Below are 19,765 nucleotides of genomic sequence, written 5' to 3'. Positions count from 1 at the left end.
TGTTATGTCCGAGAAACTCAAGGTCGGCGTCCTCGGCGCCACCGGTATGGTCGGTCAGCGCTTCATCACGCTGCTTGAGAACCACCCGTGGTTCGAGGTGACCACGCTCGCCGCGTCCGCGCACAGCGCCGGCAAGACGTACGAGGAGGCGGTCGGCGACCGTTGGAAGATGGAAGCGCCGATGCCCGAGTATGTCAAGCACATGACGGTGGTCGACGGCGACGACGCCGAGAAGGTCGCCGCCGGAGTGGACTTCATGTTCTCCGCCGTGAACATGCCGAAGGACCAGATCCGCGCGATCGAGGAGCGCTACGCGAAGACCGAGACCCCGGTCGTCTCCAACAACAGCGCCCACCGCTGGACCCCGGACGTGCCGATGGTCGTGCCGGAGATCAACCCGGAGCATTTCGCCGTGATCGAGCACCAGCGCAAGCGCCTCGGCACCACGCGCGGCTTCATCGCGGTCAAGCCGAACTGCTCGATCCAGGCGTACACGCCGGCGCTGGCCGCGTGGAAGGAGTTCGAGCCGCACGAGGTGGTCGTGAGCACCTATCAGGCGATCTCCGGCGCCGGCAAGACGTTCAGGGACTGGCCGGAGATGGTGGGCAACATCATCCCGTTCATCTCCGGCGAGGAGGCCAAGAGCGAGAAGGAGCCGCTCAAGGTCTTCGGCCATGTGGACGACGAGAAGGGCGAGATCGTGCCGTTCGACGGCCCGCTGCGCATTACCTCGCAGTGCATCCGCGTGCCCGTGCTCGACGGCCACACCGCCACCGTGTTCATCAACTTCGGCAAGAAGGCCACGAAGGAGGAGCTGGTCGACCGACTGGTCAACTACACCTCCCGCGCCGCCGAGCTGGGCCTGCCGCACGCGCCGAAGCACTTCATCCAGTACCTGACCGAGGACGATCGCCCGCAGGTCAAGCTGGACGTCAACTACGAGGGCGGCATGGGCGTGTCGATCGGCCGTCTGCGCGAGGATTCGATCTTCGACTGGAAGTTCGTCGGCCTCGCCCACAACACCCTGCGCGGCGCCGCCGGCGGCGCCCTCGAATGCGCCGAAATGCTCAAGGCCCTCGGCTACATCACCAAGAAGTAAGGTCTGAGCAGCACTGACCCCAGCCGGGTATCGCAGTCCCCCACGGTTCCGCGATACCCGGCTTTTTCATGGAGCACTGCCGTTCAACCGTTCAGCACGAAAAACCAGTGCAAAACAAAGGAGGCGGGACATGCCCGCCTCCTCATTCGATGAATGCGCCGCTCAGCGACCGGTGCCGCCGTAGACGACGGCCTCCACCTGCGTGGCGTCGAGGCCGTAGGCGGTGTGCAGGGCGCGCACGGCGTCGTTGAGCTGGTCGAGCGGCACGAGCGCGGCGATGCGGATCTCGGAGGTGGAGATCATCAGCACGTTGATGCCGTGGTCGCTCAACGCCTGGAAGAACTTGGCGGCGAGGCCGGAGTGGGTCTTCATGCCCACGCCGACGACGGCGACCTTGCCGACCTTGGTGTCCACATCGAAGGAACGGTAGCCGAGCTCCTCGTGCTTGTCGATCAGGGCGTTCTCCACCGCCTTGACGGACGACTCCGGCACGGTGAAGGAGATGTCGGCGAGGCCCGCGGAGGAACCGGCCTGCACGATCATGTCCACGTTGATGCCGGCGGCGGCCAGCTCGGTGAACACCTTCGCGGCCATGCCCGGCTCGTTCGGCACGCCACGCACGGTGGCCAGCGCCTCGGAACGGTCATGCGCCACACCGGAGATGACCGGCGCCTCGGGGCCGAGATCCGGGAACAGGTCGCCCATCGATTTTTCGTTGTTGTTGTCGCTCATTGTCTTGCCTTGTCTTGCTTCGTAAACGTTGGTGGTTCAGTCGATGTTCGGCAGCGTACGCGGGTCGACGCCGTCGGGCACGACCAGCGTGCCGGGCCTGTGGGAGAAGGAGCTGCGAACATGCAGCGGCATCTTGAACCGCTGCGCGTACTCGACGCAACGCAGCGCCAGCACCTTCGAGCCGCAGGAGGCCATCTCGAGGATCGCGTCATAGCCGACGTACGGAATGCGGCGCGCGGTCGGCACGATGCGCGGGTCGGCGGTGAAGATGCCGTCCACGTCGGTGTAGATCTCGCAGATGTCCGCGCCGAGCGCCACGGCGAGCGCGACAGCGGATGTGTCGGAACCGCCGCGGCCGAGCGTGGTGGCGTCGCCCTTCGCGTTGATGCCCTGGAAGCCCGCGACGATGGCGACGTCGCCCAGCGACAGCGCGTTCTTCACGCGATCGGGCTTGACGGCCTTGATGTGGGCCGCTCCGTAGCGCGCGTCGGTGAAGAAGCCGGCCTGCTGGCCGGTGAAGGAGTGGGCGCGGCTGCCTTCGGCGTGGATGGCCATCGCGAGCAGGCTCATCGAGATGCGTTCGCCGGCGGTCATGAGCATGTCCATCTCGCGCTCGGGCGGGTTGGAGTCGATGCTCAGCGCCTGATCGATGAGATCGTCGGTGGTGTCGCCCATTGCGGAGACGACCACCGCGACCTTGTTGCCTTTCTTCTTGGTCTCGACGACGCGTTTGGCCACACGCTTAATCGATTCCGTATCGGCGACCGACGAGCCGCCGTACTTCTGCACGATGAGAGCCACTGCCTATCCAATCCTCTTCTCACGCTCCGCCGCCCCTGATTGACCGGGGTTCGACGACGGAGGCGTTTGCCGCATATTCTACGTAAACGCAACGATTATAAGGATTTCGCGGTACACCCAACGAACCCTCGCCACCATGCGGACACGCCCGCGAGCCAGCCTCGCACTACGCGATCACGCCTCGCGTCGTCCGGCGAGCGCGCGGCCGAGCGTGATCTCGTCGGCGTACTCGAGGTCCGATCCGACCGGCAGACCACTGGCGAGGCGCGTGACCTTCACGCCGAGTGGGCTCAGCAGTCGACTCAGGTACGTTGTGGTCGCCTCGCCCTCGATGTTCGGGTCGAGCGCGAGGATGATCTCCTTGACCGTGTCGTCCTTCAGCCGATCGAGCAGTTTCGCGATGTTGAGGTCGCTCGGTCCCACGTTGGCCATCGGGTTGATGGCGCCGCCGAGTACGTGGTACAGCCCGCGGTATTCGCGCGTGCGCTCGATGCTCATCACGTCCTTCGGTTCCTCGACCACGCAGATGACGGTGTGATCCCGCCTCGGGTCTGCACACACCGGACAGGGACTGGTCTCGCACACGTTGCCGCAGATGTCGCAGAACCGGACCTTCGCCTTGACCTCGGCGATGGCGTCGGCCAGCTCGGACGCCTCCTGCTCGTCGGCCCCGAGCAGGTAGAACGCGATGCGCTGCGCCCCCTTCGGTCCGATGCCCGGCAGTTTGTTGAATGCGTCGATCAACCGCTGTATCGCGCCGTCATAGGCCAATGCCATCGTCACTTCTCCTTGTCACTCTCTCACTCGCCGTCGTGTCTGGGCGCCGGATGCATGTTGCGCGGGTTGCGCGGGTCATCCGCCGCGAACTCCTCGACCTTCTTGACCTCGAAGAGCTTGCGCAGTTCGTCACGATCCATCGCCGTGGCCTCGCCCAGCGAGCGGTCGTCCATCGAGTACTCGTCCTCGTCCGCGGCGACCTGCGGCTGCGCTCCGGCCGGACCCGACGGCTGCACCGTCCGACCCATGTTCCATGGATCAGCGGCAGCGGATGCGGATGCCGTTCCGAAGCCGGACACGTTCGACCCTCCGGCCATGCCACCGCCGGAAGCGGCCGGCGACGGGAATGTTCCACGTGAAACGCCGTGCGCGCCCCCTTGCGGGAAACCGCCGCCGGACGCCGCCTCCGACGGCGCGCCCCACGGGTCGTCCGGCTCCACGGGCGGCGGCACGTCCTTCCACGGATCGTCCGACTCATTGGTCGATCCGCCGGCCGATCCATTGGCCGGCCGGCCCCCGCCCTGCTGCGCCGTGCCGAATCCCGGCGCATGGCCATGCTGGCCGGCACCGGATCCACTCCTGATACCACCTGCGGCACTGGCGCTCTGATTCCACGGGTCGACGCCCGCCGCCGACGGCCGTTTCGCCGGTACAGGCTGGGCCCACGGGTCGATGCCGTCGCTCAGATCGGGCACCGCCACATGCTTGTGATGATGTTCCTCCGGCGCAGCGCTATCGCCGCTCACCGACGACCGGGCCGCTCCGGAACCGGACGCGGCACGACGGGCCGGCAACGGGTGCGCCCACGGATCATCGTCATCCAATGACGAAGCGGTCTCCGACGACGAGACATGACTGGCAGTGGCACCGCCTCGGTGGGCCTCGTCGTCGTCCGACGCCGTGCCGGCCGTATGCGCTGCCTGCGCCTGCGGCTCGCGCCCGCCCTCCTGAGCCGCAGCCGCGTTGCCCGTCTCGGCCGTGGGAGCCAGATTCACCGCGGCCTTCAGGTTCTCCTGCACCAGCTGCGCCTTGATACGCTGCTGCTCACCCGCCGGCAGCTTGCTGAACGCCGGGGTCTTCTGACCGTCATCCGTGGTGGGCGTGGGCGCGATCTCGGTCTGCTCTCCGAACACCTTGCGCACCTCGGCGCGCAGGATGTTCACGACCTTGTTGCTGCCGTCGACCTCCTCGGCCGCCACGGCGAGTGCGAAGGCGTACTTGCTCAGCGGCTTGTCGAACTTGAGCCACAGGCGCATCCGCCCGGTCTGCTTGTACGGGCGGTAGCTGATGCGCAAAACCTTGTCGCGCGTGACGTACCGGCGCACGTCCGCCGGCAGCGCCGCGACCAGCGCGTCCCACTTCTGGTCGGGGGTGCGATTGTCCGGCTCCTGCGGAGCCTGAGCCGGCTGGCCCGATTGCGCCGGCTGCGATTGCGCCGCCGACGGCGCGACGGCATCCCCGCCGGACTGACCGACGCCAGACTGATTATGGGACGCCCCGGCAAAACCACCGTTCGACGACGACGCTCCCGTATTCCTGGCGGCACCGGCGAACCCACCATGGCCCGCAGCCGCGCCTCCGGCGACGCCGGCATTGCGCGCGGCTCCAGCGAATCCTCCATGTCCGGAAACGGCTCCAGAAGCCGCTCCCGCGCCCGCACCACCCGGCGTGGCACCCGATGCGGCCCCGGCAGCACTCGCCGCGCCAACGCCCGAAGCACCGGTCACAGCCACGGCGGGCGCCGCGAACCCGTTCTCCGCCCCGGCCAGCAGCCTCGCCGCCAGAAGCTCCAGACGCATGCGCGGCGAGATCGCGCCGGTCATCGCGCCCAACGTGTCGTTGATGATGTCGGCCATGGCGGTGAGCGCCCCGAGTCCCAGCGCGGCCGCCTGCCGATGCAGGTCGCCCATCTCTTCGGCCTCGGCGGTGTCGGACAGCACGCTCTCCGCCTTGTCGCCCGCCAGCGTGAGCACCAGCAGGTCGCGCACGCGCGCGAGCAGATCCTCGACGAACCGTCGCGGGTCGAATCCGCCGACCACGACCTTCTGGATGACCCCGTACAGCTTCTCCCCGCTGCGGTCGATCACCGCGTCGACGGCCTCGCCGATCAGCGCCTCGGGCGTGAAGCCGAGCAGCGCCACGGAGGCGTCGTGCGTGATCACCCCGTCGACCGAGCCGACCATCAGCTGGTCCAGCACGGACAACGTGTCTCGCACCGAACCGCCGCCGGCGCGCATGGCGAGCTTGAGCACGCCCGGTTCGGGCTTGATGTGCTCCTTCTCGCAGATTTCCTCGAGATACGGCCCCATGATCTCGGCCGGCACGAGCCTGAACGGGTAATGGTGGGTGCGCGAGCGGATGGTGCCGATCACCTTGTCGGGCTCGGTGGTAGCGAAGATGAACATCACATGCTCGGGCGGTTCCTCGACGATCTTGAGCAGCGCGTTGAATCCCTGTGGCGTGACCATGTGGGCCTCGTCGAGGATGAAGATCTTGTACCGGTCGCGCGCCGGGGCGAACCCCGCGCGCTCACGCAGCTCGCGGGCGTCGTCGACGCCGTTGTGCGACGCCGCGTCGATCTCGACCACATCGATCGAGCCGGGGCCCCCTGTGGCGAGGTCCTTGCACGACTCGCACTCGCCGCACGGATGCGAGGTCGGACCCTTCACGCAGTTCACGCACCGGGCGAGGATGCGCGCGGAACTGGTCTTGCCGCACCCGCGCGGACCGGAGAACAGGTACGCATGGGTGAGTTTGCCTTCGTCCAGCGCCCTCATCAGCGGGACGGTGACCTGATCCTGGCCGATCACGCCCTCGAACGTGTCCGGACGATAACGTCGATACAGTGCAAGTGCCATATGTTCCAACCTACCTTAAACCGGCTACGCGCCGCAGCCCGGCGCGGATCCGTCGTCTCCGTGCCGGCCACCGCCCACAGACGACGGAATATTGACGAAACGCGCGCGACTGTCGTACGCGCCGCCGCGATCGCATACACTGTTCCCATGAGCAGTTTTGACACGACGTCAACAGCGACGATGACGGCGATAACGGACAAGGGAGACGCACGGCGCACGGCGATCGTGCGCGCGGCGCGGGAGATCTGCCTGGAGAAGGGGTTCTCCAAGATCACCGTAAGCGACATCGCCTCCCGCGCACGCATGACGCGCTCGCTCTTCTACCACTATTTCCCGGACAAGGACGCCGTCGCCGATGCGGTGCTCGACGACGTGGTGGGCGAGATACTCTCCAAGCTCGAGGCGTGGAACAAGGCGCGCCAGGTCGGCAACATCGGCAAGGCCCTCGACGACATGGTCAGTCTGACGCGCGCGCTCATCGCGGACGAGGGACCGTTCTCCGCCCGCATGATCCACGAGGGCAACGCCGAACTGTACATCCGGTTCATCGACCGGACGGCCGACCGCATCGCCGATCTGCTGGAACGCACCGTCGTCCGCGAGTTCCGCGAACTGCACGGCCTGCCGATCGACAACGTGCACGAGACGTTCTTCACGCTCATCGTCGGCCTGATCTCGCTGATCCGCTCGCACCCGAACGTCACCGACGCGACGTTGAAGGCGCTCATCGCCCAGACGCTGCATCTGACCGACTACATAGACTGACCGAACCAGCTCGACCCGGCCTGCCCGCCCCCACCGCCACGGTTCACAGGAACTCGCCCGTGACCGGGTCCCGCCCGTCACGCCGGATCGCCTCCAGCACGGCCCGTTCGCTGCGCTCGCGTTCCTGCCAACGAGCCACCGCGGGCGGTACGAGCACCCGCAACGCCCGGTCGCACGCATGCACGCGGACCGGCAACCGGCCGATGTATTCGCCGTCGGCCATCAGCACCGGAGGTTCGGCTCCTCCGGCGGACCGCGTGATCTCGACGTCGCGCACCCGTTTCCACCCGAATACGCGCGAGGCGAGCAGCCGGCCGTTGTACGCCTTGGAGATCGCGTCGGCGATCTCCGCGGGACTCGGCATGTGATCGATCCAGATCAGGTCGAGTAGCCCGTCGTCGAGACGCGAATACGGAGAGACCTCGAGTCCGCCTCCGATGTGCCGCGAATTGGCGACGGTCACCATCGGTGTGATGAGGTCACGCTCCTCGACCGTACAGTCCGCCAGCGTGGCCTTGACGTGGTATCCATACCGCTTCAGATGCGCGACCTCGACGAGCACCGCGACGAAGTACCGCAGCGATCCGCCCGGCAGATGCGAGTGGTTCGCGCGATCGTTGATGCTCGCGTCCAACCCGCACGACAGCATCCCGGCATAGCGTCTGTCGAACGTCGGCGCATCGTCCAGCTCCTCACCGCTGGTGGGATCCGTCGCGATGGACCCCGGCAGTCCGGTGACGCGCCCCAGATCGACATCCACATACGAGCCGCGCACGATGGCACCGACGATGCCTTCGACCGCGGTGGTGATCCTGTTCACGGGCAGGGAGAGGCCTCGGGCGAAATCGTTGCCGGAACCTGTCGCGACGACGCCCAGCGGTTTGCCGCTGGAGCCCACCGCGTTCGCGCCGAGGGCGATCATGCCGTCGCCGCCGACCACGACCAGATGGTCGTACTCGTCCATCCGGTCGCGCGTCCGCATCAAGGAATCCTCGAAACTGTCGCCGGTGAGGTCCAGTACGTCGAATCCGTGACGGCTGCCGGCCTGTTCCAGCAGATCGAGTACACGGGCGCCGATCCTGGCGCCTTTGCCCTTGTCGGAAACGGGGTTGCCGACCATCGCGACGGTCGTACGCTTCTGGCTCTCAGTCATAGGGAACACGATAACCACGAGGCGGGCGAACGCGCCAGCCGGTGCGGAGTGCGGAATCTCATACCGTTGTCTATTCGCAGGAGGTCGGCCCCGCGCGTGCGGATTGGACCATCTCCGGCAGGAAGGGCATCCCGACGTCCAAGCCGACCTGGACCGTCACGTCCTCGCCGGTGTCACCGCCGGTTTCACAGGATCGCAGGGTGGCGCCGTGACCTTCGGCGACTTCGGCCGCGACAGCGCACGGATCGCCGCCTTCCCACAGCGCGTTGGCCGCCGACAGGGCCGACAGGTCGGCGGCCGTCGCCGCGCGGGATCGGGCCACCGATATCCGGCCGGCGCCCGTCACGATGACGATCATCACGGCGACGACCGTGATCAGCATGACGCCGAGCATGGTGCCGGCGCCCTCGTCGGCATGGTCGCGGCCGTTCATGTCAGCACTCCTACCGCTTCGCCCTTCACCAATGACGGCAGGATGCCCATCGGATCGGGGATCACCGGACAACGCGTGACGACGGTGACGGTGCCACCATCGACGTCGATGTCCACTTCGGCGTCCTGACCGGCGACCGATTGGGCCGCGGCCTTGACCGCGTCGTCGTCGCCGGTGGAGATCGCCGTCCGGGCCGCCGCGGACGCGGCGTCCTGACAGTTCACCGACACCATCACCCCTCGTCCGAGGGCGGCGAGTAGGACGGCCATTATCAGTACCGCGGGAAGGACGCTGGCGAATTCCGCGGTGACCGCGCCAGGATCGGATCGGGAGAGCCAATCCTGCAATTGGCGCCAGCGCCGGTTGCGATGACTGGGTATATACGGAATATGCAATAGGGGCGTCGGCCCGAAGAGGGCCGACGGGGAACACGTACGAGTGGAGGAATGACTCGTCGATCGGCGTCGTCCGCCGACAACGGCGGGAACCGTTGCCGGCGGACGGCGTGCGCGACGTTTCGTGTGAGGCTTCATCGCGAGGCTCGAATCAGGCGCGATTCACGGCGATCCCGGAATCATGCCTTGAGGGTGAGCTTCCCCGTGATGATCGATTCGAAGATGGTCATGAAGATCTTCTTGACCAAATCCTTGAATTCCTCGGACTTCAGAATCGCCAGCAGGATGCCGCCAAGGCCCACCGCGGCGATGGTCACCGCGGCGTACTCGACGGTGGCGGCGCCCTCCTCGGGCTCGGCGGTCAGGGTGCGCATCCTGGCGTCGAGCATGTAGAGACGAGCCTTCGCGCTGGTCAGCATGTTCTTGATCTTGGTGTTCATCATGACTCCTTCATCATGTTCGTTGTTGATTTCCTTGGGTCACCCGTTCCATGTCCGGAGCCGTCGTTGGCCACGTCCGCGGATCGGGTAGGACCACTGTGCGACGGGTCGCCCGGCGCCCGAATGGAATACGGCCCATGTGGACGAAGCCCCCGGAGTTATCCACACCTCGGCGTGTTATCCACAGGCCGCACGCATGCTTCCGGCGATGTGGACGACACGCCGACAGCCTGCCCAAAACGCACACAATCGCACAGTCAAACGTTTTGAGTCGCACACGCCCGGCCAATCCGTCAGAATTTCGACGCACATGGAACCATTTGCGCAAAGAAGCGAACAAGCCGCCGTTCCGGGTTGCGAGCCGGCGAGCGCCCGCCTAGATTATGAACTACAAGAACAACTGAACAGAGCAGAGCCCACAAAGAGTAATGGTCAAAAGGCTAATACGTTGGACGGGCATTGGAAAGACTTACCGTTGCAACGATGATGTTGTGTTGAGATTCTGCTCGCAGTTGGACTTGTACGAAAGGGCCCGCCGTTGCGGGCCCTTTCCTTTTTCGTAAGGTACGTCCCCCTAATCTCTTCCTGGCCAGCCCCATTGGCATCCCCTTCGTCAGAGGGGCCTTCGTCCACAGGGGTCGGAACGGTTTGCGCGGGCGGGGCGATGCTCGGTTCAATCGGGCGCATGAACATGCCTCTTCGTATCCCAGTCATCCACCGTGCCGACGAAACACCGCGATACACACCGAACGTACCGCCTCCGGCACCGGTTCCCGTACCGGCGCCCGTTCCCATGCCATCGTCCGTTTCCGTGCCATCGCCCGTTTCCGTGCCATCGCCTCCGGTTCCCGCAACCGCGGCGCCGGAACGGCAACCGGACGCCCGATCGCGCGGACAGAAGACGCGGACCGTCACTATCGGAACCACGACGGGGCGATTGGGCAACCTCGTCACATTCACCTCCCCCGGCGGAGGCGTGGGATTGACCACGCTGATGGCGATGTGCGGGCTGACGCTCGGCAAGCGGGGTGTCGGCTGCGCGTTGATGGACGCCGATCTGGGCGGCGGCGGGCTTGGCGTCCTGCTCGGCATCGAACATGAACAGGGTCTGTCACTGCAGGATCTCAACGCGCCGCTGGGACACATCGAGGGCGATGCGCTCAATCACGAACTGCCGCAGTGGGAAGGCATGCCCGTGCTCGCCAACGCGCCCTGGTCCGGCGAGAACCCGGACTGGTGGGAGATGCAGGCCGCCGTACGCGCCCTGTGCGAGGCGAACGAGATCGTACTGGCGGACGCGGGACGGGGCATGGTGCTGGAGCACGTTCCGGAACTGGCGGAGGCGCGTCACATCGTCGCCGTCGAACTGTCGGCGCTGGGATTGGCGCGCGCGAGATCGCATCTCGCCATGCTCGACAGACTGTCGTCGCGCGACGACGCGGACGACGACGCCCAGTCAGCTGGCGATCCGGATGAGAAGGAGCCGCCGATCATCATCGGCGTGGAACCCCGCGGCGCGTCGAAACGGGCGATGACCTCCTCCGTCGCTCTGCAGGAGGCGATCGCGCGGTTCGGGGACGAGGCGCTGGGGCCGTTGCACGGCGATCCCGCGACATGCGCCGACATCATGAACGGGCTCGGCGTCAGAACGGTGCCGAAAGTCGACAAACGGACGATCGAATCACTGGCCGATCTGATCGTCGAACCGGCGCCCCAACCACGCGCGGCGAGACACCGCAGACGAGGCGCCCGGCGATCGAGACGATGACGCCGACCGCCAACCGCACGATCGACGCAACCCCCGGCACGAACGCCACGAAAGGAGAGACGACATGACCGACCTGATGTTCGGACCGCTCGAGGACCTGGTACGGGACCCGCAGGTCACCGACGTCGCGGTCACCTGCGACGGCAAGGTATGGGCGGACCGCGGCTCCGGCATGTGCGAATGCCATGCGAGCATCCCGTTCCGATCGCCGCAGGTCGTACGGGAATACGCGGTGCAGCTGTGCGCGCAGCTCGGCAGGAGACTGGACGACGCGCAGCCGATCGCCGACGCGTCCAGCGAGGACGGCGTGCGCATCCACGCGGCGATCGCGCCACTGGTGCCGCAGGGCGCATCCGTATCCATCCGATTGCCGGACCGCATGTTCTCCTCGCTGTCGACGCTATGCGGCAAAGGACTGTTCCCGGCCGCATGGCTGCCGCTGATGCGCGGACTAGTCTCGCACCACGCCACCGTGCTCATCACCGGAGGCACCGGCGCCGGCAAGACCACACTGCTCAAGGCGCTGCTCGGCGAATGCGGCCCGACCGAACGCGTCATCACAGTGGAGGAGGTGCGAGAGCTGGGCGCACTGCCATTGACCAACCGGGTGTCACTCGCCACGAGGGAGGCGAACGTGGAGGGGACGGGCGCGATCGGGCTGCCGGAACTCGTCAAAGCCACGCTGCGCATGCGCCCCGACCGGGTGGTGTTGGGCGAATGCCGAGGCGAGGAGATCGCCGACCTGCTGCGCGCATACAACTCCGGCCACCACGGCGGCATGACCACGCTGCACGCGGACAGCGTCGCGCGCGTCCCCTCACGACTGATCTCGCTGGGACTGCTGGCGGGGCTCGCACCGCAGGCCATGACGATGCTGTCGCACGACGCATTCGACGTGGTGATCCATGTGGAACGCGCCGCGCACGGACGACACATCGCGCAGATAGGCCGACTCGTCGACCGACGGGGCGATCTGGCCGGCGAACCGCTGTGCGTGTGGGACGGGCGATCGGAGCCGGCGCTCGCCGACGATTGGCCGCGGTTCGTCGAGCAGTGGAGCGAGGAGAAGAGGAATGCCGAAAAGCAGGGCGCTGAGAAGAGGAGCGCCAAGCGTCTCGTGGTGCCGCTCCCCGTAAGGCCCGCGCAATCCGCGGCGCCGCGGCATGCCGCGCGCCCATCCGCAGCAACCGCCACCCCATCCACAACCCCGCGCATCACCCCACACATAGATCCGCGCATCACAGACTCGCGCATCACCCCACGCACAGTCCCGTACACAGGACCGCACGCAGACCCGCACGGCGAAAGGACGGCGCCATGTACGCCTCAGCGATACTGATCGCCACGCTTACGACGGCCATCGGCGTCGGCGCGCTGTTCCTGTGGCGCGAACCGACCGCCGCACCATACGGATGGGGCGTCAACGGCATCGCTGCCGACCCGACCGATTCCGCCGCGGACGGCCCGGCGAAGACCGGCGTGGACGCGGCGATCGCAGCCGTCGTGGCACGTACGAAGGGCGGCGGCAGCGCGGTCGACGCGTTCCAAGACCAGGGCGGCATACGATTCGCGACCCCGCAGGTCAGTCCCGCGCGAGCCGCCGCGGTGCTGCGCGCCAGGGCCGGGCGCAACGACACCGACGAGGACATCGAACGCACGGCGAAGCATCTGGCCGCCGCATGCAGGCTGAGCGAGCGGCTGGGATGCGCGGTATCGCACTGTCTGGAGGCCGTGGCGGCCAACCACCGGCGGGAAAGCAAGGCGTACGACCTCAAGCAGCAGGCGTTCGCCGGCCCGAAGGCGTCCATCAAACTGCTGTCGGCGCTGCCGCTGATCACGATCATCGCGAGCGAACTGATGGGCTCACATTCGGCACGGTTCCTGCTCACGAACCCGATCGGTTGGGGATGCCTCGTCATCGGCCTTGCATGGTACGGGGCGGGCATGCTGTGGACGCACCGGATGCTCGGCGCGTTCGGAAGGAACGATGACACGGACGAGAACCTGCCGATCGCACTGGAGATGCTGCGGGCCGCGCTCTCCCAGGGATCATCGATCCCGAGCGCGCTGGTCGCGGTGGGTACAGTGCTCGAGGAGGCGAACGACGAGGAATGCGGCGAACAGGACGATGGCGGCTATCGGCCGCTGGCCCGCGGCATGCGCGAATCGGGTCTCGCGCTCACGCGCGGCGCGAGTTGGAAGGAGGCGTGGCTCGGCGCCAACGCGGTCACCCTGCGCATTCGCGACGAACGGGACGCGGAGGACGGGCGCAAAGGCCGAAGGCGGGGAAGGCGGAGCGGAGGCGACGGCAGGATCGGCGACGACGCCGAACAGGAGCGTCGTATGGGGTTGGCCGCGCTGCATCCGTCGATGCTGGTGATCTGCGACTGCCTCGGGGAGGCGTGGAGTCACGGCGCGTCACCCACCGACCGGCTGACGCTCGCGGCCCGCGAATACGACCGCGAACAGCTGTCGATGATCGAACAGGAGGCTGCGAAGCTGTCGGTGAAGCTGCTGGTGCCGACGGCGCTGTGCTTCCTGCCCGCGTTCATATCGATCGGCATCGTACCGGCGATCGCCTCGACGCTGTGGGGCTGAAGAAGGGGATGAAGAATGTGAACTCGCGTTGAACTTTGGCGAGTCCCATCGTATGAGACCCGTTCCAACGCCTAGGATGTGGAGTATGGCACAGATATTTGACGCACCCTCGAAAGCGATTCTGCGAAGCCAGATAGCCGAGCACATCGCCGAAACCGACAAGAACGACCGGCGCGAAACCATGGAAGGCGAAGCGCCGCTGCCCACCGACCGCTTCTTCGACCGCGAGCTGAGCTGGCTCAAGTTCAACAAGCGCGTCCTCGAACTGGCCGAGGACGAGGACATCCCGCTGCTGGAGCGCGCGAGCTTCGCGGCCATCTTCGCCAACAACCTCGACGAGTTCTTCATGGTCCGCGTCGCCGGCCTGAAGCGCCGCATCGACACCGGCATCGCCGTGCCGTCCGCCGCCGGCCTGAGCCCGCGCCAGCTGCTGCGCGCGATCGGCGAGCAGGCGCACGCGCTGCAGAACGAGCACGCCCACTACGTGATCGACCACATCTTCCCGGCCTTGGCCGAGCAGCGCATCGTGCTGCTGAGCTGGGACAAGCTCACCACCGCCGAGCAGGAGCGCCTGTCGCGCTACTACCGCCAGCAGGTCTTCCCCGTGCTGACCCCGCTCGCCGTGGACCCGGCCCACCCGTTCCCGTACATCTCCGGCGGCTCCATCAACCTCGCCGTGATCGTCGAGAACCCGGCCTCCGGCAAGTCGCACTTCGCCCGCGTGAAGATCCCCGGCAACCTCAACCGCCTCGTGCCGGTCGACGACATGACCGATGAGGAGTCCAAGGAGGAGCGCTACGGCTTCATCACGATGGAGAACCTCATCATCGCCCATCTGGAATCCCTGTTCCCGGGCATGATCATCAAGGAGGCGCGTTCCTTCCGCGTCACCCGCAACGAGGACATCGACGTCGAAGAGGATGACGCCGAGAACCTGCTCAACGCGATGGAGAAGGAACTGCTCCGTCGTCGCTTCGGGCCGCCGATCCGCCTCGAGATCTCCGACCAGACCAGCCCGTTCCTCTCCCAGCTGCTCGCCGACCAGCTCGGCGTCAGCCCGGACGAGGTCTACCGTCTGCCGGCCCCGCTGGACATGACCGTGCTCTTCGAGCTCGGCGGCATCGACCGTCCGGACCTGAAGAACCGCCCGTTCATCCCGACGACGAACCGTCAGATCGCCGAGGTCGAGTCGAGCCGCGCACAGGACATCTTCGCCGCGATCCGCGAGCGCGACATCCTGCTGCACCACCCCTACGACTCCTTCTCCACCTCCGTCCAGGCCTTTCTGGCGCAGGCTGCTGCGGATCCTAAGGTCTTGGCTATCAAGCAGACGCTCTACCGAACCAGCTCCAACTCGCCGATCATCGACGCGCTGATCGATGCGGCGCACGCCGGCAAGCAGGTGCTGGCCCTGGTCGAGATCAAGGCTCGCTTCGACGAGGACGCCAACATCGCGTGGGCCCGCAAGCTCGAACGCGCCGGCGTGCACGTCGTGTACGGCATCGTTGGCCTCAAGACCCACTGCAAGCTCATCGAGGTGGTGCGTCAGGAGGCCGACGGCCTGCGTCGCTACTGCCACGTCGGCACCGGTAACTACAACCCGAAGACCGCCCGCATCTACACCGATCTGGGTCTGCTGACCTGCGATCCGGTGGTCGGACAGGACCTCACCCGCCTGTTCAACCAGCTGTCGGGCTACGCGCCGAAGTCGAGCTTCCACCGCCTGCTCGTCGCGCCGCGCACCATCCGCTCCGGCCTCATCCAGCGCATCCGCCGCGAGGAGGACGCCGCGCGCGCCGGCAAGGAAGCGTGGATCAAGATCAAGGTCAACTCCGTCGTGGACGAGAAGACGATCGACGCGCTGTACCGCGCCTCGCAGGCCGGTGTGAAGATCGACATCGTCGAGCGCGGCATCTGCTCGCTCAAGCCCGGCGTGCCCGGCCTGTCCGAGAACATCCGCGTGCGTTCGATCCTCGGCCGCTTCCTCGAGCACAGCCGCATCTACGCGTTCTGCAACTCGGACGGCCCGCAGATCGGCGAAGGCCCGATGTCCGGCCCGGAGGTGTGGATCGGTTCCGCCGATCTGATGCACCGCAACCTCGACCGTCGTGTCGAGGCTCTGGTGCGCATCACCGCCCCGGAGCAGATCCAGTCGCTGCTCGACTACATTGACCTGCAGATGGCCGACTCCACCTCCAGCTGGCACATGCTGCCGGACGGCTCCTACGAGCGTCACTCGAAGGACGAGGAGGGTCGCCCGCTGGTCGATTGCCAGGAGTACCTGATCCGCAAGCACATGCGTCGCCGCGGCGCGCACAGCTGATTCACTAATCCGCTGATCCGTCGCTCGTAGGATCAGCAGGCTACGCCCCGATCGTTCCCGAATCACACGGCAAGACGATCGGGGCGTATACTTATCTGCAGCAGTGCATGATAACCGAACGCGGTTCGAAGGCCGGTCCAGCAATGGGCCGGCCTTCGTCGTGTCAGGCAAAAAACTACGTACGCAACGTGTGAACGCACAGCGGACGCGTACAATCGAAGGGTGGGTAGAGTGAGGAAAATCATCGAAGCAGCAGGCGGAATCCTGTATCGACGACGCCAGCGGACGGTCGACGACGCCGACGTTGCCGAAGTCGGCGTCGACCCGCCCGACGGGACGAACGGAACGGCCGAAGAGACCGGAAATATCGGAGCAAACGGGGCCGGCATCGACGTGGATGCGGCACGGAACGGGGCGCAACGCGGCGTTCCGCTGTTCGACGACATCGAACTGTGTCTCGTGCATCGACCGAAATACGACGACTGGAGCTGGCCGAAGGGCAAGCTCGACCCGAACGAATCGCATCGCCACGCCGCCGTGCGCGAGATCGGCGAGGAGACGGGCATGTCGGTGGCGTTGGGGCCGTATCTGGGAGAAATCGAATACCCGCAGTCGGAGGAGGGTAGCAAACTCCGCCACACGAAGGACCGGACCGTCGACACGAAGCACATCCTGTTCTGGATGGCCACGGCGATCAGCCCGGTGGAAAATCTGAAGCGCACCGGGGCGTTCGGACCGGTGCATCGCGCCGACAAGGACGAGATCGACGAGATCGTCTGGCTCACCCCGGACAAGGCGCGCAAGAAACTCAGCCATTCCACGGACAGGGAGATCCTCGCCCTGTTCATCGACCGGCTCGAGGAGGGGGCGGCGGACGCGGTGCCGTTCCTGATCGTGCGGCACGGCAAGGCCGAGGCGCGCAAGGCGTGGCGCGGCACCGACGCGAACCGGCCGATCACCCCGCTCGGGGCGGCCGCGGCGTTCGCGCTGAGCTATGAGCTCGCCTGCTTCAACCCGATCCGCCTGTCCACCTCGCCGTGGATACGGTGCCAGGAGACGATCGAGATGTTCGCATGGCAGACCGGACGCGACATGATCAATCTGCCGGCGCTCACCGAGGATGCGTTCGCCCGCGACCCCGACGGGGCGTGGGAGTGCATGTTGAGCGAAATCGAATACGCGCTCGACCATCGGCTGCCCACGGCGGTGTGCATGCATCGGCCGGTCATCGGTGGTATATTCGAGCATCTGCGTGACTTGTGCGTCTCGCCGCTGCTTGCGAAACGGCTGATCGCCAAGTCCCCCTACATGCCCACGGGCAACGCGATGGCGTTGTTCGTCACGCCCACGCCCGACGGCCCCCGCATCATCGACATCCAGAAGGTCGCACCGCTTGTCTACTAGCTACTCCCCCACCGACGGCTTCACCAACTCCGGCTCCGGCTCGGTCCGCGCCTCACGCTCGGGATTCATCCCGACGCCGGGACACGGCACCCGCCCCTCACGCCCCGGACAGCTCGCCCCCGCGCTGCTCGACCAGATGTCGGGCGGCTCCGATCCCGGCATGGTCAACGAGATCGCGCACTCGTCCGCCGCGTCGCTGCTCGACCGCGTACGGCACAGCGAGGACCCTGAGGTCGTCGCGCGCGTGCTGACCGTCGTCGAGCGCAACGGCGTGGACGAGATCGCGGAACTGTGGAGCTCGTCGCCGTCCGACTCGCTGCCGGGCGTGCTGTGGCGGCTGTACATGCTGCGTACGTGGATGCGGTCGCGACGCGACGCGATCGCGCGGCTGTGGCGCGTCGGCGAGCCGGTCGCGACGAGCGCGTCGGCCATCGCGGGCGTCGATCAGGCGCCGACCGAGGACGACATCGCACGACTGGCCGATTCGATCCTGTCCGGCGCGTTCACCGGCGATTTCGCGGTGGCGATGGAACGCGCGGCGGCGTTCACCGACGTGGTGGCGCTGGGCCTGCGCGTCGAGGCGCGCAGGCTGACCGCGGCCGCAGAGGAGCGGGAGGATGGGGCTGCCGGGGTTGCCGGGTCTTCCGTGTCGCTTGCCGACGCGAAGGCGATGCGCACCAAGGCGGCGAACATGCTGCACACCGGGGCGAATCTCATGGCGACGGCGAAGGACTTCCACCACGCGGCGAACCTGTGGCGGCGCGGGAAGCTGGAGTAGGGGCGAAATAGCCCGAAATCGCCCGAAAATAGCCCGAAAATAGCCGAGGCGGGAAAAGAAGGAAAAGAATAAGCGTCGAACCGTGAAAGCGCCTGTCGGCGCGAAGGCCGCTCGCAGCGGCAAAAAATGGAGCCCGGGGCTTAAGCACGGCCCGACGCGGGTAACAGTATACCCAAGTACGTGGCCGTGCCACGCCGGCCGGACGATGTGACGGCACGGCGGCGGCGCGGTAGTCTGGGAAGCATGGAACTGCATGTTTTGAATCACCCGCTCGTCGAGCACAAACTGACCGTGCTCCGCGACAAGAACACCCCGTCCTCCACCTTCCGTGAGCTCGTCTCCGAACTGGTCATGCTCGAGGCGTACGAGGCCACCCGCGACCTGTCCGTCGTGTCCGTGCCGATCGAAACGCCGGTCGCACCGATGACCGGCAAGAAGCTGGCCGAGCCTCGTCCGATCATCGTGCCGGTGCTGCGCGCCGGACTCGGCATGCTCGACGGCATGACCCGCCTGCTGCCGACCGCCGAAGTCGGATTCCTCGGCATGAAGCGCGACGAGGACCACCCCACCCAGCAGATCACATACGCGAACCGACTGCCCGACGACCTGTCCGGCCGCCAGTGCTTCCTCATCGACCCGATGCTCGCCACCGGCGGCACGCTGGTCGCCGCCACGCACTATCTGGCCGAGCGCGGCGCGAAGGACGTCACGGCGATCAACATCATCGCCGCGCCGGAGGGCATCAAGTACGTCGAGGAGCACATCGACCCGTCCATCGACTTCAAGGTCGTGGTGTGCGCGGTCGACGAGAAGCTCAACGAGAAGTGCTACATCGTGCCGGGACTCGGCGATGCCGGCGACCGCCTGTACGGCGTGATCGACTGACCGGATGCAGATCGACATTATCGCGCCGGGGCGCGTGAAGGAGCGGTACCTGCGCGACGCGATCGACGAGTACTCGAAACGACTGTCGCGCTACTGCCGGTTGAACATCATCGAGGTCGCCGACGAGAAGACGCCGGAACACGCCTCGGAAGGCGTGGACCGGCAGATCAAGGCGAAGGAGGGCGAACGCATCGCGAAGCATCTGCGCGACGGTGCGTTCGTCATCGCCCTGGCGATCGATGGCAAACAGCTGTCCAGCGAGGAGCTGGCGGCGAAGATGGCAGACTGGGGATTGCACGGCGTGAGCCACATCCAGCTCGTCATCGGAGGGTCGATCGGACTGGATGACATGATCCTGCGTCGGGCCGACTTCCGCCTGAGTTTCTCGAAGATGACGTTCCCGCACCAGCTCATGCGCGTGATCCTGCTCGAGCAGATCTACCGCGCGTACAAGATCAACGCCGGGGAGCCGTATCACAAGTAGGCCGCGAATAGGGCATGAATAGGGCTCCCCGGCGATCGCCGGCCCGGTGTCACGTCAGTCACATCGCCGGCC

Annotated in this window: 17 protein-coding genes and 1 pseudogene; 10 read left to right on the top strand and 8 right to left on the bottom strand. The window is 66.5% G+C overall.

What is annotated here, in order from left to right; all coding sequences use genetic code 11:
• Positions 1 to 4: 4 nt before the first annotated feature.
• Entirely contained in the window at positions 5 to 1,099 is a 1,095-nt protein-coding gene (gene asd / locus CSQ85_RS05960) for an aspartate-semialdehyde dehydrogenase (protein WP_150383293.1), read from the top strand.
• 162 nt (positions 1,100 to 1,261) lie between these two features.
• Here asd and CSQ85_RS05955 read toward each other — a convergent pair whose 3' ends face one another.
• The 4 genes from CSQ85_RS05955 to dnaX form a co-directional block, all read right to left on the bottom strand.
• Complete coding sequence (locus CSQ85_RS05955) at positions 1,262 to 1,831, bottom strand: ACT domain-containing protein (protein ID WP_043165622.1); 570 nt, start codon at positions 1,829 to 1,831, stop codon at positions 1,262 to 1,264.
• 36 nt (positions 1,832 to 1,867) lie between these two features.
• Positions 1,868 to 2,632 carry an aspartate kinase gene (locus tag CSQ85_RS05950; RefSeq protein ID WP_107041902.1) on the bottom strand — a complete coding sequence of 255 codons (765 nt, stop codon included), beginning with the start codon at positions 2,630 to 2,632 and terminating at the stop codon, positions 1,868 to 1,870.
• A 174-nt stretch (positions 2,633 to 2,806) separates the two neighbouring features.
• On the bottom strand, positions 2,807 to 3,409 hold the full coding sequence (gene recR / locus CSQ85_RS05945) for a recombination mediator RecR (RefSeq protein WP_107041901.1): 603 nt from the start codon (positions 3,407 to 3,409) through the stop codon (positions 2,807 to 2,809).
• Positions 3,410 to 3,432: 23 nt separating this feature from the next.
• On the bottom strand, positions 3,433 to 6,267 hold the full coding sequence (gene dnaX, locus CSQ85_RS05940) for a DNA polymerase III subunit gamma/tau (protein WP_150383292.1): 2,835 nt from the start codon (positions 6,265 to 6,267) through the stop codon (positions 3,433 to 3,435).
• A gap of 147 nt (positions 6,268 to 6,414) precedes the next feature.
• Between dnaX and CSQ85_RS05935 the strand changes: the two genes are divergently transcribed.
• Complete coding sequence (locus CSQ85_RS05935; protein ID WP_223846871.1) at positions 6,415 to 7,032, top strand: TetR/AcrR family transcriptional regulator; 618 nt, start codon at positions 6,415 to 6,417, stop codon at positions 7,030 to 7,032.
• A gap of 43 nt (positions 7,033 to 7,075) precedes the next feature.
• Here CSQ85_RS05935 and CSQ85_RS05930 read toward each other — a convergent pair whose 3' ends face one another.
• From CSQ85_RS05930 to CSQ85_RS05915, 4 genes are all read right to left on the bottom strand, one after another.
• Entirely contained in the window at positions 7,076 to 8,185 is a 1,110-nt protein-coding gene (locus tag CSQ85_RS05930; protein WP_150383291.1) for a diacylglycerol/lipid kinase family protein, read from the bottom strand.
• Positions 8,186 to 8,255: 70 nt separating this feature from the next.
• Entirely contained in the window at positions 8,256 to 8,618 is a 363-nt protein-coding gene (locus CSQ85_RS05925) for an Rv3654c family TadE-like protein (protein WP_150383290.1), read from the bottom strand.
• A complete protein-coding gene (locus CSQ85_RS05920; protein WP_150383289.1) occupies positions 8,615 to 9,151 on the bottom strand; it encodes a TadE family type IV pilus minor pilin in 537 nt (178 codons plus the stop codon). The genes CSQ85_RS05925 and CSQ85_RS05920 overlap by 4 nt, the downstream gene beginning before the upstream one ends.
• A 41-nt stretch (positions 9,152 to 9,192) precedes the next feature.
• Positions 9,193 to 9,456, bottom strand: coding sequence for a DUF4244 domain-containing protein (locus CSQ85_RS05915; RefSeq protein ID WP_150383288.1), 264 nt, complete (start codon positions 9,454 to 9,456; stop codon positions 9,193 to 9,195).
• A 934-nt stretch (positions 9,457 to 10,390) separates the two neighbouring features.
• On the opposite strand from CSQ85_RS05915, the gene CSQ85_RS05905 reads away from it, so the two are divergent.
• The 8 genes and pseudogenes from CSQ85_RS05905 (at position 10,391) to rlmH (ending at position 19,693) form a co-directional block, all read left to right on the top strand.
• On the top strand, positions 10,391 to 11,221 hold the full coding sequence (locus CSQ85_RS05905) for a hypothetical protein (protein ID WP_190972917.1): 831 nt from the start codon (positions 10,391 to 10,393) through the stop codon (positions 11,219 to 11,221).
• Positions 11,222 to 11,285: 64 nt separating this feature from the next.
• Positions 11,286 to 12,278, top strand: a pseudogene (locus CSQ85_RS05900) (CpaF family protein); the annotation flags it as partial.
• 260 nt (positions 12,279 to 12,538) lie between these two features.
• The gene (locus CSQ85_RS05895) at positions 12,539 to 13,819 is read left to right on the top strand and encodes a hypothetical protein (protein ID WP_150383285.1); all 1,281 of its coding nucleotides are present in this window, start codon (positions 12,539 to 12,541) and stop codon (positions 13,817 to 13,819) included.
• 85 nt (positions 13,820 to 13,904) lie between these two features.
• Positions 13,905 to 16,142, top strand: a complete 2,238-nt coding sequence (locus CSQ85_RS05890) for an RNA degradosome polyphosphate kinase (RefSeq protein WP_107041891.1) — start codon at positions 13,905 to 13,907, stop codon at positions 16,140 to 16,142.
• A gap of 231 nt (positions 16,143 to 16,373) precedes the next feature.
• Entirely contained in the window at positions 16,374 to 17,546 is a 1,173-nt protein-coding gene (locus tag CSQ85_RS05885) for an NUDIX hydrolase (protein WP_150383284.1), read from the top strand.
• A gap of 136 nt (positions 17,547 to 17,682) precedes the next feature.
• Positions 17,683 to 18,324, top strand: a complete 642-nt coding sequence (locus CSQ85_RS05880) for a hypothetical protein (protein ID WP_150383384.1) — start codon at positions 17,683 to 17,685, stop codon at positions 18,322 to 18,324.
• A gap of 243 nt (positions 18,325 to 18,567) precedes the next feature.
• The gene (gene upp, locus CSQ85_RS05875; RefSeq protein WP_107042212.1) at positions 18,568 to 19,209 is read left to right on the top strand and encodes a uracil phosphoribosyltransferase; all 642 of its coding nucleotides are present in this window, start codon (positions 18,568 to 18,570) and stop codon (positions 19,207 to 19,209) included.
• A gap of 4 nt (positions 19,210 to 19,213) precedes the next feature.
• Entirely contained in the window at positions 19,214 to 19,693 is a 480-nt protein-coding gene (rlmH, locus tag CSQ85_RS05870; protein WP_150383283.1) for a 23S rRNA (pseudouridine(1915)-N(3))-methyltransferase RlmH, read from the top strand.
• Positions 19,694 to 19,765 lie beyond the last annotated feature (72 nt).

Origin of the sequence: Bifidobacterium rousetti (assembly GCF_008698235.1) — a bacterium.
Lineage (GTDB): Bacteria > Actinomycetota > Actinomycetes > Actinomycetales > Bifidobacteriaceae > Bifidobacterium > Bifidobacterium rousetti.
The sequence above is the reverse complement of the archived record's forward strand: the minus strand, read 5'-3'. Positions and strand labels throughout refer to the sequence as shown.